The organism is Sphingosinithalassobacter sp. LHW66-3, from assembly GCF_050703275.1.
Classification (GTDB): Bacteria; Pseudomonadota; Alphaproteobacteria; order Sphingomonadales; family Sphingomonadaceae; genus Sphingomonas.
Genome location: NZ_CP193482.1, coordinates 56063 through 78278 on the forward strand (window position 1 = coordinate 56063; position 22216 = coordinate 78278).

Genomic DNA, 22216 nt, shown 5'->3' on the forward strand with positions numbered 1-22216 from the left:
CGCCGCTTCAATCCGGATCGAAGGCGCGATAGCCCAGCCGGGGCTCGCGGATCAGCACCAGCAGCGCCAGTGCCGCAAAAACCGCGCTGGTAGGCCACACCAGCGTCGCGGGCGGTCGCTCGCTGACCGCGAGCAGCATCATCAGCAGGCAGAGGTGGAACAGCACCGCCGGCCCGAGCGCGCCCTTCGCCCGGAAGGTGAGCCAGGCCATCATGATGCCGCTGCTCATCGTGAAGCTCGCGAACTCGAGGAAGCTGAGCCCGGTCGGAAAGATCAGCTGCTGGAGGCCGGGGATCAGAAAGGCCGGCAGGTGCCACAGCGACCAGGCGGCTGCCATCAACACCGCCGCGACGCGCGGGCCATAGCGCGCGGCGGCGCGCTCCAGCCCGTACCCGCGCCAGCCGAGCTCCTCTCCGAGCGGGCCTGAGACCAGCGTGCTGGCGATGAACAGCAGCAGGCGGCCCGGCCCGACGTCGCTCAGTGCTTCAAACGAATAGGGTCCGATCGCCCAGCCGATCAGCGCGCCGACGAATTCGGCGCCCAGGGGGATCGCCGCCGCGAGCGCGAGCCAGAGCGTTCCGGGCCATTGCCAGAGCCGGCGCAGGAGGCGCCATGCGCCCTCGCGGCCACCGGTGCGCCAGGCGAGCACGAGTCCGGCGAGCGAGGGTCCCCAGACGGCGACATAGCTCGTGACCATCGTGGCGGTGGAGGGGCTGCCTTTCGCAGCCATCGGATCGACGAGCCAGAAGAAGCCGGCGAACGCCCAGGTGAAGGCGAAGGCGAGAAGGATGAAGGACCAGGGACGGAGGGCAGGCGGGGCGGGCGGGGCAAGCATCGTTCGGAAACGCCTGAGCGGTGGTTTGGCTCGCCCGGAAAGGGCGAAAAAAGAAGGGCCGCCGCCCGGCATCCCGAGCGGCGGCCCAATCTTCGTCGGTTCCGAAGCTTATGCTTCGTCGCGGTTCAGATACTCGCCCGCGGCCTCGTCGCTGCCGTCGCCGGAGACTTCGACCTTCTCCAGCGCATCCGAGGTGACGCGTGCGTCGTTCGGATCCTGCGCCAGCTCGGCGGCATGCTCTTCCTCGCGCGAGTTCGGAGCGATCAGCGCTTCCTGCAGCTTGCGCTGCTGGACGCGCAGTGCCGCGTCGCGCGACGTGGCCGCCACGCGCAGTCGGTTCATGCCCGCGCCGGTGCCCGCCGGGATGAGCCGGCCGACGATGACGTTCTCCTTGAGGCCGATCAGCGTGTCCTGCTTGCCCTGGACCGCCGCCTCGGTGAGGACGCGGGTGGTCTCCTGGAACGACGCCGCCGAGATGAAGCTGCGGGTCTGCAGCGACGCCTTGGTGATGCCGAGCAGAACCGGCTTGCCCTGGGCGGGAGCCTGGTTCTTCGCCAGCTTCGAGTTGACCTCGTCCATCTCCGACCGGTCGAGCTGTTCGCCGACCAGCAGCGTGGTGTCGCCGCTTTCGGTGATCTCGACCTTCTGCAGCATCTGGCGAACGATCACTTCGATGTGCTTGTCGTTGATCTTCACACCCTGGAGTCGATAGACTTCCTGGATTTCCGACACGAGATATTCCGCCAGCGGCTCGATGCCGAGCACTTCGAGAATGTCGTGCGGATCGGGGCTGCCGCCGATCAGGTTGTCGCCACGCTTGACGTAGTCGCCTTCCTGAACGTCGATCACTTTCGACTTGGGCACGAGATACTCGACGACCTCGCCGCCGTCCTCGGGCTGGATGCCGATCTTGCGCTTGGCCTTATAGTCCTTGCCGAACACCACGCGGCCCGAGACCTTGGCGATGATCGCATTTTCCTTGGGCTTGCGCGCTTCGAACAGCTCGGCGACGCGCGGCAGACCGCCGGTGATGTCACGCGTCTTGGCCGATTCACGAGCGACACGGGCAAGCACGTCGCCGCCCTGCACCTGTGCGCCGTCCTCGACCGAGATCACTGCACCCGGCTGGAGCATGTAGCGACCTGCCTCCTCGGCGCTTTCGCCGGTGAGGGTGAGGCGCGGACGCAGATCCTCCTTGGCCTTGGCGGCACCGCGGTATTCGGTGACGACGCGCTGGGCGATGCCCGTCGCTTCGTCGACCTGCTCGGTGAGCGTCTTGCCGTCGATCAGGTCCTGATACTTCACGACACCCGGGTTTTCCGTGATCACCGGAGCGGTGAACGGATCCCATTCGGCCATCCGATCGCCCTTGGACACAATGTGCCCGTCGTCGAACATCAGATAGGCACCATAGGGGATGCGGTGCACCGCGCGCTCGCGGCCTTCCTCGTCGAGGATCGCCAGCTCGCCCGAACGGCTCAGTACCACGCGGCGGCCGCGCTGATCCTGGATGACGCGCAGATCGCGGAACTCGACCTTGCCGTCGGCCGGAGCCTCGAGGTTGGACTGTTCGTTGAGCTGCGCCGCACCGCCGATGTGGAAGGTGCGCATCGTGAGCTGCGTGCCCGGCTCGCCGATCGACTGGGCGGCGATGACGCCCACCGCTTCGCCGATGTTCACCGGCGTACCGCGCGCGAGATCACGCCCGTAGCACTTGCCGCACACGCCGATCTTCGCTTCGCAGACGAGCGGCGAGCGAATCTTCACGCCCTGAACGCCGATCGATTCGATCTGCGCGACCATCGGCTCGTCGAGCAACGTGCCGGTGGGGATCACCACTTCGTTGGTCTTGCTGTCGACGATGTCCTCGGCCGTGGTGCGGCCCAGGATACGCTCGCCGAGCGACGCGATGGTCGAGCCGCCCTGCACGATCGCCTTCATCTCCAGCGCGCGCTGGGTGCCGCAATCCTCCTCCATGACGACGCAGTCCTGCGACACGTCGACCAGGCGGCGGGTCAGATACCCCGAGTTCGCCGTCTTGAGCGCGGTGTCGGCCAGGCCCTTGCGGGCGCCGTGAGTCGAGTTGAAGTACTCAAGGACGGTCAGGCCTTCCTTGAAGTTCGAGATGATCGGCGTCTCGATGATCTCGCCCGACGGCTTGGCCATCAGGCCGCGCATGCCGGCGAGCTGCTTGATCTGCGCCTGCGAACCGCGGGCACCCGAGTGCGCCATCATGTAGATCGAGTTGATCGGCTTTTCGCGGCCGGCATTCTCGCCGTCCTCGAACCGCTTCACCGCCTTGATCTCGTCCATCATGGCGCTCGCCACCTGATCGCCGCAACGGCTCCAGGCGTCGATCACCTTGTTGTACTTCTCCTGCTGCGTGATCAGGCCGTCCTGATACTGCTGCTCGTAATCCTTCACGAGCGCACGCGTTTCCTCGACCATTCCCTCCTTGGCGGCGGGGATGATCATGTCGTCCTTGCCGAACGAGATGCCGGCCTTGAACGCGTGCTGGAAGCCGAGCGTCATGATGCCGTCGGCGAACAGAACCGTCTCCTTCTGGCCGGTGTGACGATAGACTTCGTCGATCACGTCGCCGACGTCCTTCTTGGTCAGCAGGCGGTTGATCGTCTCGAACGGCACGCGGTGCGACTTGGGCAGCTTCTCGGCGAGGAGCATGCGGCCGGGGGTCGTCTCGACGCGCTTGAGATATTCGTTGCCGTCCTCGTCGGTCTGCGGGACGCGGGCAGTGATCTTGGTGTGCAGCGTCACGGCGCCGGTATCGAGCGCGTGATGCACCTCGGCCATGTCGCCCAGGATCATGCCTTCGCCCGGCTCGCCTTCCTTCTCCATCGAGAGATAGTAGAGGCCCAGCACCATGTCCTGCGACGGCACGATGATCGGCTTGCCGTTCGCGGGGCTGAGGATGTTGTTGGTCGACATCATCAGCACGCGCGCTTCCAGCTGCGCCTCGAGGCTCAGCGGAACGTGCACGGCCATCTGGTCACCGTCGAAGTCGGCGTTGAACGCCGAGCAGACGAGCGGGTGGAGCTGGATCGCCTTGCCTTCGATCAGCACCGGCTCGAACGCCTGGATGCCGAGACGGTGAAGCGTCGGCGCGCGGTTCAGAAGGACGGGGTGCTCGCGAATGACTTCGTCGAGGATGTCCCAGACTTCCTTGCGCTCCTTCTCGACCCACTTCTTCGCCTGCTTGAGGGTCATCGAGAGACCCTTGGCGTCGAGGCGGGCATAGATGAACGGCTTGAACAGCTCGAGCGCCATCTTCTTGGGCAGGCCGCACTGGTGCAGCTTGAGCTCCGGACCGGTCACGATGACCGAACGGCCCGAATAGTCGACGCGCTTGCCGAGCAGGTTCTGGCGGAAGCGGCCCTGCTTGCCCTTGAGCATGTCGGACAGCGACTTGAGCGGACGCTTGTTCGCACCGGTGATGGTGCGGCCGCGGCGGCCGTTGTCGAACAGCGCATCGACCGCCTCCTGCAGCATGCGCTTTTCGTTGCGGACGATGATGTCCGGCGCGCGCAGCTCCATCAGCCGCTTGAGGCGGTTGTTACGGTTGATCACGCGGCGATAGAGGTCGTTCAGATCCGACGTCGCGAAGCGGCCGCCGTCCAGCGGGACCAGCGGGCGCAGCTCGGGCGGGATGACCGGAACGACGTCGAGGATCATCCATTCGGGGCGGTTGCCCGATTCAAGAAAGCTCTCGACGACCTTGAGCCGCTTGATGATCTTCTTGGGCTTGAGCTCGGACTTGGTGACCGCGAGTTCCTCGAGCAGCTCCTTGCGCTCGTTCTCGAGGTCGAGGTCCATGAGCATGATCTTGACCGCCTCGGCGCCGATGCCGGCGGAGAAGGCGTCCTCGCCATATTCGTCCTGCGCGTCGAGCAGCTCGTCCTCGGTGAGGAGCTGGAACTTCTCGAGCGGGGTCAGGCCCGGCTCGGTGACGATATAGCTCTCGAAGTACAGCACGCGCTCGAGCTGCTTGAGCTGCATGTCGAGCAGCAGGCCGATGCGCGAGGGCAGCGACTTCAGGAACCAGATGTGCGCGACCGGAGCGGCGAGCTCGATATGGCCCATGCGCTCACGGCGGACCTTCGAGACGGTGACTTCGACGCCGCACTTCTCGCAGACGATGCCCTTGTACTTCATGCGCTTGTACTTGCCGCACAGGCATTCGTAATCCTTGATCGGACCGAAGATGCGCGCGCAGAACAGGCCGTCACGCTCGGGCTTGAACGTGCGATAGTTGATCGTCTCGGGCTTCTTGATCTCGCCGAACGACCAGCTGCGGATGCGGTCAGGCGACGCAATGCCGATCTGGATCTGGTCGAAGGTTTCCGGCTTGGCCACCGGGTTCGCGAAATTGGTCAGTTCGTTCATTTCTTGGTCCTTCCAACTCCCCTCCCGCGCGCGGGAGGGGAAGGGGCCCAGGCGAAGCCTGGGAAGGGGTGGGCACCCGGTCTCAGCCATTCACTCCGCTACAGGCCGGGAGCCCACCCCCCGGCCCCCTCCCGCATGCAGGAGGGGGAGTGTCGTTCTTACTCCGCCGCCTCGGGCAGCTCGCCGATATCGTCCTCGTCCTCGTGGTTCTTCAGTTCCACGTTGAGGCCCAGCGAGCGCATTTCCTTAACGAGCACGTTGAAGCTCTCGGGAATGCCGGCCTCGAAGGTGTCGTCGCCCTTGACGATCGCCTCATAGACCTTGGTGCGGCCGACCACGTCGTCGGACTTCACCGTCAGCATCTCCTGCAGCGTGTAGGCGGCGCCGTACGCCTGAAGCGCCCACACCTCCATCTCGCCGAAGCGCTGGCCGCCGAACTGCGCCTTGCCGCCCAGCGGCTGCTGAGTGACGAGGCTGTACGGCCCGATCGAACGCGCGTGGATCTTGTCGTCGACCAGGTGGTGCAGCTTGAGCACATATTTGTAGCCCACCGTCACCTTGCGGTCGAAGGCGTCGCCGGTCCGTCCGTCGAACAGCGTCACCTGACCCGAATCATCGAGCCCGGCCAGCTTCAGCATCGCCGACACATCGGCCTCGACCGCGCCGTCGAACACCGGCGTGCCCATCGGGACGCCCGCGCGGACATTCTCGGCCAGATCGACGATCTGATCGGTCGACCGCTGCTCGATCTCGTCGGCATAGCTGTCGCCATAGACCTCCTTGAGCAGCCCCTTCACCGCTTCGGGCGGCTGGCCCGGCTGCGGGTTCGGGTTCGCCTCGCGCCACGCGTCGAGCGCGGCGCCGATCTTCCGGCCCAGGCCGCGCGCGGCCCAGCCCAGATGCGTCTCGAAGATCTGGCCGACGTTCATGCGCGAGGGCACGCCCAACGGGTTGAGCACGAAATCGACCGGGGTGCCGTCTTCGAGGAACGGCATGTCCTCCTGCGGCAGGATGCGGCTGATGATTCCCTTGTTGCCGTGGCGGCCGGCCATCTTGTCGCCCGGCTGAAGCTTGCGCTTCACCGCGACGAATACCTTGACCATCTTGAGCACGCCCGGTGGGAGCTCGTCGCCACGCTCCAGCTTCTCGCGCCGATCGTGGAACTTGTCCGTGATCTTCTTGGCAGCCTCGTCGTACTGGGCCTTCACCGCTTCGAGGTTCGACTGCATCGCGTCGTCCTGAACGGCGAACTTCCACCATTCGTGACGATCGACCGAATCGAGCAGATCCTCGTCGATTACCGAACCCTTCTTGATGCCCTTGGGCGCGGCCGTGGCGGTCTGCCCCAGCAGCATTTCCTTCAGGCGCGACCAGGTGGCGCGATTGAGGATCGCGCGCTCGTCGTCCGAGTCCTTCTTCAGGCGCTCGATCTCCTCGCGCTCGATCGCCATCGCGCGCTCGTCCTTGTCGATGCCGTGGCGATTGAACACGCGCACTTCGACGACGGTGCCGGCAACGCCGGGGGGCAGGCGCAGCGACGTGTCGCGTACGTCCGACGCCTTTTCACCGAAGATGGCGCGGAGGAGCTTTTCCTCCGGAGTCATCGGGCTTTCGCCCTTGGGCGTGATCTTGCCCGCGAGGATGTCGCCCGGCTCCACTTCGGCGCCGATGTAGACGATGCCCGCCTCGTCGAGGTTGCGCAGCGCTTCCTCGCCGACGTTCGGGATGTCGCGAGTGATGTCCTCCGGCCCGAGCTTGGTGTCGCGGGCCATGACCTCGAATTCCTCGATATGGATCGAGGTGAAGACGTCGTCCTTCACGATGCGTTCGCTGATGAGGATCGAGTCCTCATAGTTGTAGCCGTTCCACGGCATGAACGCGACGAGCACGTTGCGCCCCAGCGCCAGCTCGCCGAACTCGGTCGAGGGACCATCGGCGATGATGTCGCCGGCGTTCACCAGATCGCCCACCTTCACCAGCGGGCGCTGGTTGATGCAGGTGTTCTGGTTCGAACGCTGGAACTTCATCAGCGTGTAGATGTCCACGCCCGATTCGTTCGCATCGACTTCGCCGGTGGCGCGAACCACGATACGGGCCGCGTCGACCTGATCGACCACGCCGGCACGCTTGGCCGAGATCGCGGCGCCCGAATCGCGGGCCACCGTCTCTTCCATGCCGGTGCCGACGAACGGCGCCTCGGCGCGGACGAGCGGCACCGCCTGGCGCTGCATGTTCGAGCCCATGAGCGCGCGGTTGGCGTCGTCATTCTCGAGGAAGGGGATCAGCGAAGCCGCGACCGACACGAGCTGCTTGGGGCTCACGTCCATCAGCGTGATCGTCTCGCGCATCGCCATCAGGAACTCGCCGGCCTGACGGGCCGAGACGATTTCCTCGACGAAGCTGCCGTCCTCGTTCAGCTCGGCATTGGCCTGGGCGATCGTGTGCTTCGCCTCTTCCATCGCCGAGAGATAGACGACTTCCTGCGACACCTTGCCGTCGATCACGCGACGATAGGGCGTTTCGATGAAGCCGTACTTGTTCACGCGGCTGAACGTCGCGAGCGAGTTGATCAGACCGATGTTCGGGCCTTCCGGCGTCTCGATCGGGCAGATTCGGCCATAGTGAGTCGGGTGAACGTCGCGGACCTCGAAGCCCGCGCGCTCACGCGTCAGGCCGCCCGGCCCGAGCGCCGAGACACGACGCTTGTGCGTCACTTCGGAGAGCGGGTTGGTCTGATCCATGAACTGCGAGAGCTGCGACGAACCGAAGAACTCGCGCACCGCGGCGACAGCGGGCTTGGCGTTGATCAGGTCGTTCGGCATCACCGTTGAGACGTCGACCGACGACATGCGCTCCTTCACGGCGCGCTCCATGCGGAGCAGGCCGACGCGATACTGGTTCTCGAGCAGCTCGCCCACCGAACGCACGCGGCGGTTGCCGAGATTGTCGATATCGTCGACTTCCCCCTTGCCGTCCTTCAGGCCGACGAGCGTCTTCACCACCGCGAGGATATCCTCGGTGCGCAGCGTCGTCACCGTATCCGGGCAATCGAGCTCGAGGCGCATGTTGAGCTTGACGCGGCCCACGGCCGAAAGGTCGTAGCGCTCGGGATCGAAGAACAGGCCGGCGAACAGCGCCTCGGCGGTTTCCAGCGTCGGCGGCTCGCCAGGGCGCATCACGCGATAGATGTCGGACAGCGCCTGCTCGCGCTCCTCGGCCTTGTCGACCGCGAGCGTGTTGCGGATCCACGGGCCGGTCGAGACATGGTCGATGTCGAGCAGCTCGACGCGATCGATGCCCGCCTTGTCCAGCTTCTCCAGATTCTCGGCGGAAACCTCGTCGCCCGCCTCGATATAGATCTCGCCGGTGGACTCGTTGATGAGGTCATAGGCCGAATAGCGGCCGAAGATCTCCTCGGTGGGGATCAGCAGCGCCTCGAGACCGTCCTTGGCGGCCTTGTTCGCCGCGCGCGGGCTGATCTTCTGCCCGGCGGGGAACACGACTTCGCCCGACTTGGCATCGACGATGTCGAACATCGGCTTCGAGCCGCGCCAGTTCTCGGGCGCGAACGGAATCTGCCAGCCGTCGGGACCGCGCACGAAAGTGACGGTGTTGTAGAAATAGTTGAGGATTTCCTCGGAGTTGAGGCCGAGGGCATAGAGCAGCGTCGTCACCGGCAGCTTGCGCTTGCGATCGATGCGGACGTTGACGATGTCCTTGGCGTCGAACTCGAAATCGAGCCAGCTGCCGCGATACGGGATCACGCGCGCGGCAAAGAGATACTTGCCCGAAGCATGCGTCTTGCCGCGATCATGATCGAACAGCACGCCCGGCGAGCGGTGCATCTGCGAGACGATGACGCGCTCGGTGCCGTTGATGATGAAAGTGCCGTTGTCGGTCATCAACGGCATGTCGCCCATATAGACGTCCTGCTCCTTGATATCGAGCACGGAGCGGGCTTCCGTATCGGGATCGACCTCGAACACGATGAGGCGCAGGGTGACGCGCATCGGCGCGGCATAGGTGATGCCGCGCTGGCGGCATTCCTCGGTGTCGAACTTGGGCGGCTCGAGCTCGTAGTTGACGAAGTCGAGCTCGGCCGTGCCGGCGAAGTCGCGGATCGGAAACACCGAGCGCAGCGTCTTCTCGAGGCCCGAGACATAGTCGATCGAGGGGTCGGACCGCAGGAACTGTTCGTAGGATTCGCGCTGAACCTCGATCAGGTTCGGCATCTGCACCACTTCGTGGATATCGCCGAACACCTTGCGGATGCGGCGCTTCAGCGTGCCGCCCTCGATTGCCTTGGTTGCCATGGGTATGGATCGCCTCGCTCAGGTCAAAACTCGTCCCGGATTGCTGCCGGGGCAGGCGCATTCCAACGCGAAAAAGCCGCAAGTCTTCCGGTTTGGAAAACAGCAGCTTTCAGCGACTTGTCGGAACCTCCGCGATCCATCCGTCCGGTGCACTGCGCGACGGCGCACCATTTCTCGATCGTGAAGTTGGAAACGGGGATATAGGGAGCGGGGGGCGGCGTGTCAAACAGGGTCGCGACGCCCGACCTGTCACCGAAATACCACCGCCCAGTCATTTCCGCGTCGCAACGAAATTGTCGCTGCGGTGCAGCGCAACTGTCATTGTTCCACCCCAAGGGGCCCTCCGCAACCCACGGAGGAAACAGTGAAGAACAAGAAACTCGGGATCGTGCTCGCGCTTATGGGGTCCGTTTCGGCGACTGCGGTGCAGGCGCAGGACGCGGCGAGCCCGGCGGGGGGCCAGGTCGACGCCAACGAGATCGTCGTCACCGCGCAGAAGGTCGAGCAGCGCGCCGTCGACGTGCCGATCACCATCTCCGCGGTCACTGCCGAGCGCATGGAGCAGCTCGGCGTGGACGACCTCGACGAACTGGCGAACTATATCCCCGGGCTCAACGTCCAGGAGCAGAGCGCCAACAACCCCGGCATCGTGATCCGCGGCATCACTTCGGACAGCGGCTCGGCGCAGCAGGCCGCGCGCGTCACCCTCTATTACAACGGCATCGACATCTCGCGCTCGCGCGGCTCGTACCAGGCGATCTACGACCTCGATCGCGTCGAAGTCATCAAGGGTCCGCAGGCGACGCTGTTCGGCACCGCATCGGCGGTGGGCGCGATCAGCATCATCTCGGCGCGTCCGCGTCCCGGTTTCTCGGGCGAACTGACCGGCGGCATCGGCAATTATGACGAGCGGCTGCTTGCCGGCCACCTGAACGCGGGCAGCGACGTGATCGCCGGCCGAGTCGCCTTCGAATGGAAGCAGCGCGACGGCTATGTCGAGAATCTCTCCGACACGCAGGACGATCTCTATGCGCAGGACCAGCTCGGCGTTCGCGCATCGCTCCGCTTCACGCCGTCCGATGCGCTGACGCTCGACCTGATCGGTACCTATGACCGCCAGCGCAACAGCGGCACGCCGTTCATTTCGGGCAACTTCCCGACCTCGGCGGGACCGGCGAACGTGTTCGGCCCGGCCAACCTGTCGGGCTCGCCCGTTTCCGAAGCCGCGCTTGGCGCGGCGGAGCTGGGCCTCGACCGCGACGTCTATGACGTGAACCTGACGCTCGCCTATGAGTTCGACGAGGGTTGGACCTTCACCACCGTCAACGGCTATCGCGAGTTCGACTCGCTCGAGATCTTCGACGCCGACGGCTCCGCCGCCTGGTATCTCGAATTCGCCGAAGGCGCCTATGGCTGGCAGGCGAGCCATGAATCGCGCTTCACCTATACCGACACCAACGTCCGCGCGAATTTCGGCTGGAACTTCTTCCATGAGGACGGCCGCCAGGAAGTGCCCTTCTCGAGCGAGGAAGGCATCTTCCTTCAGTGCACCGCGCGGCTCGTTCCGGGCCTGCCCTGCATCGCGCCCGACGGCACGGTCGCCGCTGCCGCGGCGACGGCGCTGATCACGGGCGGTGCGGCGACGGTGCTGCCGTACCGCTCGATCTTCGGCAATGTCGGTGTCAACGACAGCTATTCGGTGTTCGGCGACCTGACCTGGTTCGTGACGCCGCGGCTCGAGCTGACCGCGGGCGTCCGCGCGCTGATCGAGCAGCGCAAGTCGGGCTTCTTCGCCGACGTTCCGAACACGGTGATCACCGGCGGGCCGCTGATCCCCAGCCAGCGCGACACCAACGGCACGATCTGGAGCCAGGACAGCTTCCAGGCATTCCTGCCGCGTTTCAACGCGCTCTATCGCGTCTCCGACGCGGTGAACGTGTTCGCGACGATTTCCAAAGGCCGCCGTTCGCCGTCGGTCAGCGTCGGCGCCACCTCCGTGTCGGTGGTCCCCGAGGAGACGGTGTGGAACTATGAAGCCGGCGTGAAGGCCGCGACCGGCATCGTTGCGGGCTCGCTCGGCGTCTATTACCAGAAGTATGACGACTTCCAGGTCTCGCGCATCGTCAGCGATCCCAACGATCCTTCGGGCCGTCCGGTGGGCTCGACCGTCACCGAGAGCGCCGGCTCGGCGAGCAACCTCGGCGTCGAGGCCGAACTGCAGGTGCGCCCGACCAACTGGCTGAGCGTGTTCGGCAATATCGGCTATATCGACGGCGGTATCGACGACGAAGCGGCGAACGGGATCTACGCCGGCGATCGCTTCCGGCTCCAGCCCGAAGTACAGGCGGCGGCCGGTTTCACCATCGACGCGCCGCTCGGCAACGGAATGCGCGTGTTCGCCACGCCCAGTGTCACCTATCGCAGCAAGATCTACTTCGAGACGCCGAACAGCGAAGCGCTCTCGCAGGAAGGCGTCACGCTGGTGAACGCGCGTGCGGGCGTGAGCTTCGCCGACGAGCGGATCGAGATCGCGGGCTATGTCCGCAATCTCACCGACGAGGATTATCTGCTCGACGCCGGCAACACCGGCGGTTCGTTCGGCTATCCCACCTTCATCCCGGCCGAGCCGCGCTTCTATGGCGTGGCGGTGACGGGTCGCTTCTAAAGGGGGAGGGGCGCCGCGCGACCGCAAGGTCGCGCGGCGCCTCTTTATTCGAGGTTCCGAACGCCTCCCGAGCATGGGGAGGCGCGCTCGGCCTAACGGCCGCTGCGCCCAAGCACTTCGTCGATCCGCGCGGCCAATTCGGCGTCGGGCTCGCGCGCGCGCGCTTCGAGCAGCGCCTCCACAGCATCGGCCGGCCAGCGATCCGCACCCCAGCGCTCCAACGTGCGCAGCGCCATATAGCGTGCGCGCATCAGCCGCCCGAAAAGGGCGATGCGCACCAGATCCCAACCGGTACCGGGGAAGCGATCGAGCTCCTGCACCAGCGTGGCGAGGGCATCGTCCTGCGCGACATGCGGTGCGAAACTCTTCTCCAGTCCCGGCGCCGAACCGATCGCCGTCAGGTCGAAGCGCGCGCGGGCGACGTCCAGCAGTCGTTCGACCCGCGCGGGATCATCGGTCTGCATCAGCTCCAGCCAATCCTCGCCGCGTCCGTCGATCAGCCGCTCGTACCGCCATAGCCACACGTCGAGCCCGCATGCCGCGCCGACGCGGCACGCCTGCCAGAAATCGGACGGATCCTCGGAAACGCTGAGTCCCTCGGCGACGCTGCGCCAGTGCGGCCGGGCCAGATAGTCGGCCGCCGCGGCAGCGAGCGAGCGCAGGTCCGCGTCGGTCCAGCCAACCGGCGGCGCGGGGTTGCGCTGCTCGGCGTGCAGCGCCTGGCGCATCGCATCAACGGTCAGAAAGCGCCGCAGCACCGTCAGCGGAGAGGCGGAGAGGTGGCGCAGATAATCGGCAACCGCCTGCGCGCCTCCCGGCTCCTCGAAATAGCCGATGCCCGAATCCGGGTGCACCAGGTTTCCGATCAGCCCGGTCAGCGAGTCGAGCATCGGCTCGTCGAGCGTGGGACGGGCAAGCGCCTCGAACAGCCCCCCGATCTCCGCGCACTCGGCGGCGATCTCGTCCGCCATCATCTTTCGGTGTCCGTCGCGCAGCAGCCAGTCGCGAATGTCCGGGTCGATGGCGCCCCACAACCGGCGGATCTCCTGGACGCGGCCCCAGCCACCCCAGCCGCGCGCAATGGCGTAGACGGCGCGGTGCGGGTCTGGCGCCAGCTTCGCCGCGGCCACGGTGGCGAACAGCGTCAGTTCGGGCCATCGCGCGAGCAGCGACAGCAGGGGCAGGTCGTCGGCTGTCCCATAATAGCCGAGCAGGACGATCGCGAGCTTGACCGAGCTGGGATGCGGCGAGCGGCGGGCGAGGCTGCGCGCGACATTGGCGGCGGCCTCGGGTGCGAGCGCTTCGCCCCGGATGCGCTCGATCAGCGCGTCGGCGATCGTGACGGCGCCGGTCTCGGCCCAGAGCGCATCGAGATGCGCCAGCGCGTCGGGAGAGGGGTGGCGCACGGCCCGGCCGAATGCGGCTGCGGCGGTGCGCACGGCGGTCTGCGCGGCGCTGTCGTCGCGTTGGTGGAAGCTGGCGTCAGCCAGTCCGGGCGCCAGGCGAAGCGTGCCGGTATCGCGACCGTCATGCGGGATGCGCACCGCGCCCTCGGCGCGCTCCGCCGCGGCGTGCGCGATCTGGTCGTGAATCGCGCGCGGCGGACTCATGGCGCGAGGATTGCCCAGTCGGGGGCGGCGCGCAAGAAAAAGGGGCGGCCCGTTTCCGGACCGCCCCTCTCTTTCTTCGCCGCGTACGGCGTCGAGGTTACTTGAGCTCGACGGTGCCGCCGGCTTCCTCGATCTGCTTCTTGAGCTTCTCGGCTTCGTCCTTCGACACGCCTTCCTTGACGGCCTTCGGCGCGCCTTCGACGAGTGCCTTGGCTTCGGTCAGGCCCAGGCCGGTGATGGCGCGGACTTCCTTGATGACGTTGATCTTCTTGCCACCGTCGCCGGTGAGGATCACGTCGAACTCGTCCTTCACTTCTTCGGCCGGAGCCGCACCGCCGCCGCCGGCCGGGCCGGCAACCGCAACCGCCGCAGCGGCCGAGACGCCCCACTTCTCTTCGAGCAGCTTCGACAGCTCGGCAGCTTCGAGAACGGTCAGCTCGGAGAGCTGGTCAACAAGAGCATTCAGGTCAGCCATTTGAGTTTCCTTCGGTAAATCGGTTCAAAAACAGGGATGCAGTCGCGAAAGCCTTATGCGGCTTCCTTGGCGCCATAGGCACCGAACACACGCGCCAGCTGGCCCGCCGGTGCCTGAGTGACCGACGCGAGCTTCTGCGCCGGAGCCTGGACCAGGCCGACGATCTTCGCGCGCAGTTCATCAAGCGACGGGAGCTCTGCGAGCGCCTTCACGCCATTCACGTCGAGCAGGGTGCTGCCCATCGCGCCGCCGACGACCTCGAGCTTCTCGTTGGTCTTGGCGAAATCCACGACCACCTTGGCGGCGGCAACGGGATCGACGGATGTGGCAAGCGCCGTCGGACCGGTCAGCAGGTCGGCGAGACCCGCATAATCGGTGCCGTCGATCGCGATCTTGGCAAGACGGTTCTTCGCGACCTTATAGGTGGCGCCGGCATCGCGCATCTTGTTGCGGAGGTCCGTGGACTGGGCCACGGTCATCCCGAGGTTGCGGGTGATGACCACCACGCCGACCTCGTTGAAGGTGCGGTTCAGCTCGGCAACAGATTCGGCTTTTTGAGCGCGATCCATGCCGTTCTCCTCATCATGCTCCGGCACGAGCCGGAGCGGTTACGCCGGGAACGGGCGGATGCCGCGTTCCCAAATCGTCCGAGGGGCATGATCGTCGCGGCCAGAGGCATCCCTGGCTGACCCGGACGCTCCATCGCACGGAAGCTGCCGGTAAATCCTTCCCCGTCTTGGCGAGAAATCAAGACCGGCAGATTCCGGTCACTCGCTGTCTCGGACGGCAACGCCGGCAGGGCAGGGCCCGGCCGGCGAAGGCGCGCTGATAGCGCGAATCGGTGAAAAGTCAATCGGAGGCGCAGCGGATCAGTTCGCCGGCTGCTCCAACGGAGCGTCGTTCGCCGGCACGCTGCGGTCGACGCGGGTCGTCATCCCGGTCGCGGCGGCATCGTCGAGCAGTTGCTCGTCGGTGGTCAGCTCGCCGCGCGAGGGGATTTCGACCGGTGCGGCGTCTGCTGCAGGCGCCTCGGGAAGCGTGAAATTGTCCATCGGTTCGGCGAGCATCGGCTCTTCGGTATTCGCGGTTTCGACGATCGTCTCGATGTTCATCTCCTCGCTTTCCACCTCAGCGGGCTCGGAGGAGCAGGCGGCGAGCGAAAGCGCGGCGAACGACGCCAGGACGAGCGGCAGACGGACGGAACGAAGCATCGAAGTCTCCTCAGTTGGCAGCGAGCTGCTGGGCGGCGCGGCGCTCGATCTTCGCGGCGAGCGTGCGGTCCCAGTCATACGGGTCGTCGAGGAACACCATCCCGCCGTCGGGCGTGGCATAGGCGGTCCAGTAGAGCAGGTACACGGGCACCGATGCGGTCAGCTCGGCGCGCGTCGTCTCGCCGGAGGCGATGGTCGCGTCGATCGCTTCGGGCTGCCAGTCGGGATTGTCGGCCAGCAGCATCCGCGCGAGCGCCGCCGGGCGGGCGAGCCGCACGCAGCCGTGGCTGGCGAGGCGGTCCTGCCGGTCGAACGCCGCCTGGGCAGGCGTGTCGTGGAGATAGACGGCATAGGGATTGGGGAAGTCGAACTTGTAGCGGCCGAGCGCACTCAGATCGCCCGCGCGCTGCTGAAGCCGCGAATTGCCATTGCCCAGATCGATCACGCGAAAGCCGTTGCGCGCCAGATAGCCGGGATTGCTCCGTTCCTTTGGCCACAGTTCGGCATTGGCGATCGAAGTCGGCACGTTCCACGGCGGATTGAGGACCACGCTGTGGATCTCGGAGCGCAGCATCGGCGTCTCGTGCCCGGGGGCGCCCGTGACCGCGCGCATCGAACCGGTCGGACGATCCTCGTCGAATACGGTGAGCACCGCGGCGGCGATGTTCACCTGAATGCGGCGCGGCTGGAGCTCGCGCGGCATCCAGCGCCAGCGCTCCATGTTCGCCATGATCTGGCGGATGCGCTCGGCAACCGGCTTGTTGAGCGCCCGCAGCGTGCGGCCGCCGACGATCCCGTCCTGACCCAGGCCGTAGCGCGCCTGGGCGCGCTTCACTGCTTCGGTGAGCTCCGCGTCGAAGACCTGGCCCGTGACGACCACCTGCGCGTCCTCGACCGCGAGCCGCGTGCGCAGCGCCTGAACGCGTGCGCCCGTATCGCCTTCGCGCAGCGGCGCGCCAGCGGGGATTTCGCGCCAGCCGCCGCTCGCCTCGACCTGGCGGTAGCGCGCAAGGCCGTCGCGCAGCCCGTCGTAGCCGGCATAGGGCGGCGGCAGCGCGCGCAGCCATTGTTCGAGCCGGTTCTTGGCGACTGCCTCGGCAAAGGCGGGGAGAGGATCATAGGGATCGGGGCGCAGGCCCCAGTCGGACTGGAAATCCTCGGCAGCGAGGCGTCCCGAATGGACCGCCCGGGCATAGTCGAGCGCAGCGCGCACCAGAGCGTCTCCCGCCAGGGGTTGCCGCGCGTCGGTCGGGCCGTAGCGCAGGCCCTGGCGATGGTGGAGATCGGCCAGCAGCGCCGACAGCTCGACTGCCTGTTGCGCGCTCAGGACCGGGAGCGGGCGCGGTGCCACGGCGGCGGGGGTCATCCCCGCCGGCGATCCCGGCAGCGGCTGGACGAGCGGTGTAGGGGAGGGAGCCGGCGCCGGGCGCGCGGTCTGTGCCGACGTCGGCAACGCGAGGCCGATCCCGCCGGCGGCGGTCAGGGCGAGAAACGTGGATCGGGCGATCCGGGGCATCCAATCAAGTCCTTCTGAACAGCCTGAACGGCGACTGCGTGCTTCCCACCATAAAGCGGCTTGCTGTTTGCTGAAAGCAGCATTGCCGTGCTCCTGTCACAGCCGGTGCCGGCGAGATAGCGGCTTTGTACGCTGTCCGCGCGATACCCACATGAGCGCGTTGCGCGACACCCTGTTCAGGAGCGGTGCCTGGCTGCGTACCCTGCTGAAACGAAAAGGGCCGGGATCGCTCCCGGCCCGTTCCTGTCTTCGGCTGATGCGGCCTCAGGCGGCGCTGACTTCCGCCACATCGACCTTCACGCCCGGGCCCATCGAGCTCGAGAGCGCGATCTTGCGGACGTACTTGCCCTTGGCGCCCGACGGCTTGGCCTTGACCACCGCATCGACCAGCGCGTCGAAGTTGGCGCGCAGATCTTCGGTCGGGAAGCTCGCCTTGCCGATGCCGGAATGAATGATGCCGGCCTTTTCGACGCGATATTCGACCTGGCCGCTCTTGGCGTCCTTGACCGCCTTGGCCACGTCCATCGTCACCGTGCCGAGCTTCGGGTTCGGCATCAGGCCCTTGGGGCCGAGCACCTTACCGAGACGGCCGACGATGCCCATCATGTCGGGCGTGGCGATGCAGCGATCGAAATCGATCGTGCCGCCCTGAATGGTTTCCATCAGGTCTTCGGCGCCGACGATATCCGCACCGGCGGCCTGCGCCTCCTCGGCCTTGGCGCCGCGCGCGAACACCGCGACCTTCACGTCCTTGCCCGTGCCCTTGGGCAGGTTGACGACGCCGCGGACCATCTGGTCGGCGTGGCGCGGATCGACGCCCAGGTTCATCGCGACTTCGATCGTCTCGTCGAACTTGGCGTTGGCATGGTCCTTGATGAGCTTGAGCGCTTCATCGACGCCGTACAGCTTCTCGCGGTCGACAGTCCATGCCTGCTGCTTCTTGGTCTGCTTCGCCATGATCTCAGCCCTCCACCACTTCGAGGCCCATCGCGCGGGCGGAGCCTTCGATGATCTTGGTCGCGGCCTCGAGATCGTTGGCGTTCAGGTCCTTCATCTTCACTTCGGCGATCTCGGTCAGCTTCGACCGTGCGATCTTGCCCGCGGAAACCTTGCCCGGCTCCTTCGAGCCCGACTTCAGGTTCGCCGCCTTCTTGATGAGGAAGGTCGCCGGCGGCGTCTTCGTTTCGAACGAGAAGCTGCGGTCGGCATAGACGGTGATGATCGTGGGGATCGGCATGCCCTTTTCGAGTTCGCCGGTCGCCGCGTTGAACGCCTTGCAGAATTCCATGATGTTCACGCCGCGCTGACCCAGCGCAGGGCCGATCGGCGGCGAGGGGTTTGCGGCGCCCGCAGGCACCTGCAGCTTGATATAGCCGGTAATCTTCTTTGCCATTGCTCTCACTCTGTCACGGGGCAGCCGGCAGTGCGGCCGCCCGGTTCAAGTTCAGCGGTCCAAGCGGCCCGAGCCTAAACGGCCGCGCCTCCCGCAGTTCCATTGCCGATGCTCCGGAAGCGCGCGCGTCTAGCGCAAAGCCGGCGCCGAAGCAACTGCGCAAGGCGACGGGAGACTTGTCGACTGCTACACGTTCGGCAGCCATTGGAACCGAGTGGAGTGGACTTGATGAATCGCCGTATCGCCAGCCTGACGATCCTTGCCGCCGCAGCCTGCGCTGCCGCTCCGGTCGCGGCACAGGATCGGGACGGAGGCGACCGCTGGCGCGTCGGCGTGGGCCCGCAACTCACGCCGAGCTATCCCGGTGCCGATACGCTGAGCCTGGGCCCGTTCTTCGTTGTCGACCGCAGCGACGACGGCGGCCCGCTCGAATTCGAGGCGCCGGACGAATCGACTGGCTTCGCGGTGCTGGAGACGGGCGGTTTCGCCTTCGGGCCCTCGATCGGATTCGAAGGGTCCCGCAAGCCCGAGGATGTCGGCGCCGCAGTCGACGAGGTCGGGTTTACCTTCGAACTCGGCGGGTTCGTCGAATATCGGTTCGACGCGCCGGTTCGGTTGCGGCTCGAGGCGCGGCGCGGCCTCGGCGGTCACAAGGGCTGGGTGGGGGTGGCGAGCGCCGACTATATCCTGCGCGAGGGCGACAAATGGCTGTTTTCGGCAGGGCCGCGCGTGACGCTGGCCGACGAGAGCTACCATGAGGCCTATTTTGGCGTCTCGCCTGCCGCTGCGGCGCGCACCGGATTGCCCGAATATGGCTCGGACGGTGGCGTCCATGCGGTCGGCGCAGCGGCAGGTTATCTGACGCAGCTGAGCCCGCGCTGGGGGATCTACGGTTATGTCCGCTACGATCGGCTGGTCGGCGCCGCGGCCGATTCGCCGCTGGTGCGCAGCTATGGTTCGCGCGACCAGTTCTTCGGCGGCGCCACGCTGACCTACAGCTTCGGGCGCGGCATCGACTGAGATCGAACGGAAAGAGGCCGGCGCCTCGCGGCACCGGCCTCTTTCGAACGTTGCCCTGCCGGCAATTACTTCGAGCGCTCGACCTGTTCGAAATCGAGCTCGACCGGGGTTGCGCGGCCGAAGATGCTGACGCTGACCTTGACCTTCGACTTGTCGAAGTCGAGCTCTTCGACGATGCCGTTGAAGCTGGCGAACGGGCCGTCGAGCACCTTCACGCTGTCGCCGATCTCGTAATCGACCTTGACCTGCTGCTTCGGCGCGGCGGCGGCTTCCTCCTTGGTGTTGAGGATGCGCGCGGCCTCGGCCTCGCTGATCGGCTGCGGCTTGCCCGACGAGCCGAGGAAGCCGGTCACCTTCGGCGTGTTCTTCACCAGGTGATAGACGTCGTCGTTCATCTCGAGCTTTGCGAGCACATAGCCGGGGAAGAACTTGCGCTCGGACTGGACCTTCTTGCCCCGGCGGACCTCGGTGACGGTCTCGGTCGGAACCTCGACATTCTCGACCAGCTGCTCGAGACCCATGCGGGTTGCCTCGGACATGATCGCGTCACGAACCTTGTTCTCGAAGCCCGAATAGGCGTGGATGATGTACCAGCGCGACATTGGATTCCCTGTTTATTCGGCCAGCGCCAGAAGCGCGCCGACGATCGCGTCGAAGACCGAGTCGATCCCGAAGAAGAAGAGCGCGAGCAGCGTCGTCATGATCATCACCATCACGCCGGTCATGATCGTTTCGCGGCGCGACGGCCAAACGACCTTCGCGGTCTCGGCGCGCACCTGGCGCATGAATTCGACGGGAGAGGTTTTCGCCACAGTCTCTGCTCGCTTCTCTTCGTGCGACTGCGAGGCACGGGTCCGCTGCCCGGTCCTTCCGAAAGGAACCGGTGCGGCCAACCAACGCTGTCGGATTGGGCACCGCATCTAGCGAGTTGCGGGGGCATGTGCAAGCGGCAGGCTAGCGCAGGCCGCGCATCCAGAACTGCATCGGGTGCGGATCCGATTCCGCGCGATCGATGTCCTTCCACTCGAAGCTGGTGGTGAGCCCTTTCACGGGGGCATAGCCGCGCTTGCGCCAGAAGCCGTCGAGCGGGCGATAGTCCGCAGGGCGGAGGGGGTGGTCGGAAGGCCGGACGACGGCGCAGAAGGTCGTTCGGCCGGCGCCGCAGGCGCGAGCGTGCGCCTCCCGGGCATCGAAGAATACGTGCCCGACGCCGCGGCCGCGATACTCGGACAGCAGTACCGACTCGCCGAAATAAAACAGGTCGTCGATCGGGATGTTGCGTTGTGCGAAGGGGGATCGCACTTCCGCGTCCTGCCCGGTCATAGGCGATGCAGTGGCCGCTCCCACGATCGTTCGGCCGTCGCGCGCGACGACGAGAGCCGCGTTCGGCGCGCAGGCGAAGGCGCGCAGATACTCGCGCTCGTAGCGCTCGTCGCCCTGGTACAGATAGGGCCAGGCGCGGAAAACGGCGATCCGCAGGCGCGCGAGCTCGGCGATCAGCGGTTCAATCGCGGCGCCTGTGAGCGACAGGATCTCGGGAGAGGACATGGGCCGATTGTCCGAAGCCGCCGCGCCGAGGCAAGGCGAGCGCTTTTTAGTGCGACACATTCGTTTATTTGCAGAAACGATTCTGCTGCGGGCGCCAGTAGCTTCGCCACAAGAGAAAAGGCGCCCCAGCGATGGCCGGGACGCCTCAGTCTTCCGGCAAGCGCCGTGAGATCACGGGCTGTCGGGATCGTCGTCGCCGAAGATGTTGATCGCTTCGGTGACTTCGAGAATCGCTACCACTGCAACGATGCCGCCGATGACGAACAGCGGAGTGGCTTCAGCGAACTGCTCGTTCGATTCTTCGGATGCCGTGCTTGCGCGCGCGGTCAGTGCGTTCGCCGAAGCAGTCGCCTGAGCGACGCCCGCCGAAACCATCAGTGCCATTGCGGCTGCCGATGCCGCGATCTTCTTGAAAGCCATACGCTCCCCTCTCTACTACACGTCCGGAATCGAACGCGGTTCGCATATACTATAGTTTCCGCGTTGCAGCAATGTGAACGACTTCACGTAAATAGACATTGATCAGACGATCGCGACAACGGCAAAGCCCGCAGCAAGTAAGGCAAGGAAAATCCAAGCAAAAAGATCGAGCCGCTTTTCGATGAATGCCTGCACCGGCGCGCCGAATCGTTTCAGAAGTGCGGCCACGAGGAAAAAGCGGATGCCGCGCCCAACCAGCGCGAGGATCACGAAAAAGGCGAAGTTGTAGCTGAAGAAGCCGTTGGCGATGGTGATCAGCTTGAACGGCAACGGCGTCACGCCTGCGGTCAGCGTAACTGCGGCACCCCATTCGTCGTACAGCGCCCGCAGCGCGACGACCTTGTCCTCAAGATGGTAGAGGCCGATCAGCCACTGGCCGACGGTATCGAACAGGAAATAGCCGATCGCATAGCCGAAGATCCCACCGGCCACCGATGCGAGGGTGCAGACGGTAGCGATCCAATACGCCTTCTCGCGCCGCGCGAGCACCATCGGGATCAGCATCACGTCGGGCGGAATTGGAAAGAAGGAGCTTTCGGCGAACGACACCGCCGCCATGCTGCGCATCGCGTGGCGATGATGCGCCATGCGGAGCATCCAGTCGTACAAGGCGCGAAACATCAATCCCCCCGGAACACGCGCTCCGCGGCCGCCATCGGTTCGCGGCGGTGATGGCAGGGGCGCTCGGATTCGAACCGAGGGCCTTCGGTTTTGGAGACCGACGCTCTAACCAGCTGAGCTACGCCCCT

At 65.8% G+C, this 22216-nt stretch carries 17 protein-coding genes and 1 tRNA gene; 2 read left to right on the plus strand and 16 right to left on the minus strand.

Going from position 1 to position 22216, the window contains the following annotated elements; translation table 11 throughout:
* Positions 1 to 7: 7 nt before the first annotated feature.
* The 3 genes from ACQ450_RS00265 to rpoB form a co-directional block, all read right to left on the minus strand.
* The gene (locus tag ACQ450_RS00265) at positions 8 to 835 is read right to left on the minus strand and encodes a CPBP family glutamic-type intramembrane protease (RefSeq protein ID WP_431470057.1); all 828 of its coding nucleotides are present in this window, start codon (positions 833 to 835) and stop codon (positions 8 to 10) included.
* A 108-nt stretch (positions 836 to 943) separates the two neighbouring features.
* Entirely contained in the window at positions 944 to 5236 is a 4293-nt protein-coding gene (gene rpoC, locus ACQ450_RS00270; protein ID WP_188054671.1) for a DNA-directed RNA polymerase subunit beta', read from the minus strand.
* A gap of 158 nt (positions 5237 to 5394) precedes the next feature.
* Positions 5395 to 9549, minus strand: coding sequence for a DNA-directed RNA polymerase subunit beta (gene rpoB / locus ACQ450_RS00275; protein WP_431470058.1), 4155 nt, complete (start codon positions 9547 to 9549; stop codon positions 5395 to 5397).
* Between the two features lie 400 nt (positions 9550 to 9949).
* On the opposite strand from rpoB, the gene ACQ450_RS00280 reads away from it, so the two are divergent.
* Positions 9950 to 12214 (plus strand): TonB-dependent receptor, encoded by a 2265-nt coding sequence (locus ACQ450_RS00280; protein WP_431471245.1) that lies wholly within the window; start codon positions 9950 to 9952, stop codon positions 12212 to 12214.
* A gap of 92 nt (positions 12215 to 12306) precedes the next feature.
* On the opposite strand, the gene ACQ450_RS00285 is transcribed toward ACQ450_RS00280, so the two are convergent.
* The 7 genes from ACQ450_RS00285 to rplK all read right to left on the minus strand — a co-directional run bounded on the left by ACQ450_RS00285 (position 12307) and on the right by rplK (position 18419).
* Positions 12307 to 13824 carry a hypothetical protein gene (locus ACQ450_RS00285; RefSeq protein ID WP_431470059.1) on the minus strand — a complete coding sequence of 506 codons (1518 nt, stop codon included), beginning with the start codon at positions 13822 to 13824 and terminating at the stop codon, positions 12307 to 12309.
* Positions 13825 to 13921: 97 nt separating this feature from the next.
* Positions 13922 to 14299 carry a 50S ribosomal protein L7/L12 gene (gene rplL, locus ACQ450_RS00290; RefSeq protein ID WP_188054674.1) on the minus strand — a complete coding sequence of 126 codons (378 nt, stop codon included), beginning with the start codon at positions 14297 to 14299 and terminating at the stop codon, positions 13922 to 13924.
* A gap of 53 nt (positions 14300 to 14352) precedes the next feature.
* Complete coding sequence (gene rplJ, locus ACQ450_RS00295) at positions 14353 to 14868, minus strand: 50S ribosomal protein L10 (RefSeq protein WP_431470060.1); 516 nt, start codon at positions 14866 to 14868, stop codon at positions 14353 to 14355.
* Positions 14869 to 15168: 300 nt separating this feature from the next.
* On the minus strand, positions 15169 to 15510 hold the full coding sequence (locus tag ACQ450_RS00300) for a hypothetical protein (protein WP_188054676.1): 342 nt from the start codon (positions 15508 to 15510) through the stop codon (positions 15169 to 15171).
* A gap of 10 nt (positions 15511 to 15520) precedes the next feature.
* Complete coding sequence (locus ACQ450_RS00305; protein ID WP_431470061.1) at positions 15521 to 17026, minus strand: L,D-transpeptidase family protein; 1506 nt, start codon at positions 17024 to 17026, stop codon at positions 15521 to 15523.
* Positions 17027 to 17290: 264 nt separating this feature from the next.
* Positions 17291 to 17983 carry a 50S ribosomal protein L1 gene (rplA, locus tag ACQ450_RS00310; protein WP_188054678.1) on the minus strand — a complete coding sequence of 231 codons (693 nt, stop codon included), beginning with the start codon at positions 17981 to 17983 and terminating at the stop codon, positions 17291 to 17293.
* A 4-nt stretch (positions 17984 to 17987) separates the two neighbouring features.
* Complete coding sequence (rplK, locus tag ACQ450_RS00315) at positions 17988 to 18419, minus strand: 50S ribosomal protein L11 (protein WP_188054679.1); 432 nt, start codon at positions 18417 to 18419, stop codon at positions 17988 to 17990.
* A gap of 228 nt (positions 18420 to 18647) precedes the next feature.
* On the opposite strand from rplK, the gene ACQ450_RS00320 reads away from it, so the two are divergent.
* The gene (locus ACQ450_RS00320) at positions 18648 to 19439 is read left to right on the plus strand and encodes a MipA/OmpV family protein (protein ID WP_431470062.1); all 792 of its coding nucleotides are present in this window, start codon (positions 18648 to 18650) and stop codon (positions 19437 to 19439) included.
* 65 nt (positions 19440 to 19504) lie between these two features.
* Here ACQ450_RS00320 and nusG read toward each other — a convergent pair whose 3' ends face one another.
* From nusG to ACQ450_RS00350, 6 genes are all read right to left on the minus strand, one after another.
* Entirely contained in the window at positions 19505 to 20041 is a 537-nt protein-coding gene (gene nusG, locus ACQ450_RS00325) for a transcription termination/antitermination protein NusG (protein ID WP_188054681.1), read from the minus strand.
* A gap of 12 nt (positions 20042 to 20053) precedes the next feature.
* Entirely contained in the window at positions 20054 to 20251 is a 198-nt protein-coding gene (gene secE, locus ACQ450_RS00330; RefSeq protein ID WP_188054682.1) for a preprotein translocase subunit SecE, read from the minus strand.
* A 142-nt stretch (positions 20252 to 20393) separates the two neighbouring features.
* On the minus strand, positions 20394 to 20987 hold the full coding sequence (locus ACQ450_RS00335) for an N-acetyltransferase family protein (RefSeq protein ID WP_431470063.1): 594 nt from the start codon (positions 20985 to 20987) through the stop codon (positions 20394 to 20396).
* A gap of 171 nt (positions 20988 to 21158) precedes the next feature.
* The gene (locus tag ACQ450_RS00340) at positions 21159 to 21407 is read right to left on the minus strand and encodes a hypothetical protein (RefSeq protein ID WP_431470064.1); all 249 of its coding nucleotides are present in this window, start codon (positions 21405 to 21407) and stop codon (positions 21159 to 21161) included.
* A gap of 102 nt (positions 21408 to 21509) precedes the next feature.
* On the minus strand, positions 21510 to 22088 hold the full coding sequence (locus ACQ450_RS00345) for a YqaA family protein (protein ID WP_431470065.1): 579 nt from the start codon (positions 22086 to 22088) through the stop codon (positions 21510 to 21512).
* Positions 22089 to 22139: 51 nt separating this feature from the next.
* Positions 22140 to 22216, minus strand: a tRNA-Trp gene (locus ACQ450_RS00350).